At 62.9% G+C, this 1,263-nt stretch carries 1 protein-coding gene; it reads right to left on the minus strand.

From position 1 onward, the window contains the following. A partial coding sequence (gene glyA / locus Q0816_RS25890) for a serine hydroxymethyltransferase (protein ID WP_298856193.1) occupies positions 1-1,263 on the minus strand: 1,263 nt, incomplete at both ends.

Consider the following 1,263-nt stretch of genomic DNA (forward strand, 5'->3'; position numbering starts at 1 on the left):
GGATAGATCGGGAAACGGGCGCAGAGCTCTGCGACCTCGGCTTTGACCTTGGCTTCGACGGCGCCATTGCCGTCTTCGCCGTTGGCGGCCAAACCGTCGACTACTTCGATGATCCAGTCGGCGATCTGGCGGAACTCGGCCTCGCCGAAGCCGCGGGTGGTGCCTGCGGGCGAGCCCAGGCGGATGCCGCTGGTCACGGTCGGCTTTTCCGGATCAAACGGCACGCCGTTCTTGTTGCAGGTGATATGCGCCCGGCCCAAAGCTTTCTCGGTGGCGTTGCCCTTCACGCCTTTGGGGCGCAGATCAACCAGCACCACATGGGTGTCGGTGCCGTGGGTCACTGTGTCCAGACCACCCTTGATCAGCTGATCCGACAACGCCTGCGCGTTGGTGACGACCTGCTGGATATAGCCCTTGAACTCGGGCCGCAGCGCCTCGCCGAAGGCCACGGCCTTGGCCGCGATCACATGCATCAGCGGGCCGCCCTGAATGCCGGGGAAGATCGCCGAGTTCACTTTCTTGGCGATCGCCTCGTCATTGGTCAGGATCATGCCGCCGCGCGGACCGCGCAGGGTCTTGTGGGTGGTGGTGGTGGCCACATGCGCGTGCGGGAAGGGGCTGGGATGTTCGCCCGCCGCGATCAGACCGGCAATATGGGCCATGTCCACATGCAGGTACGCGCCAACCATGTCGGCAATCTCGCGCATGCGGGCAAAGTCGATGACGCGCGGGATGGCAGAACCACCGGCGATGATCAGCTTGGGGTTATGCTCTTTCGCCAGCGCCTCGATCTGATCATAGTCGATCAGGTTGTCCTGCTTGCGCACGCCGTAATGTACCGCGTTGAACCACTTGCCTGACTGGTTGGGGGCCGCACCGTGGGTCAGGTGACCGCCGGCATCCAGGCTCATACCCAGAATGGTGTCGCCCGGCTTGATCAGCGCCTGGAACACGCCCTGGTTGGCCTGGCTCCCTGAGTTTGGCTGAACGTTCGCGAAGCCGCAGCCAAACAGCTGCTTGGCGCGGTCGATGGCTAGATTCTCTGCGACATCGACAAACTGGCAGCCGCCATAATAGCGGCGACCGGGATAGCCTTCGGCATATTTGTTGGTCATCACCGAGCCCTGCGCCTGCATTACGGCGGCAGAGACGATATTCTCGGACGCGATCAGCTCGATTTCGTCGCGCTGACGGCCCAGCTCGGAGGTGATCGAGCCGAACAGCTCGGGATCACGGTCCGACAAAGACTGGGTGAAAAATCCG

Origin of the sequence: uncultured Ruegeria sp. (assembly GCF_947497005.1) — a bacterium.
Classification (GTDB): domain Bacteria; phylum Pseudomonadota; class Alphaproteobacteria; order Rhodobacterales; family Rhodobacteraceae; genus Ruegeria.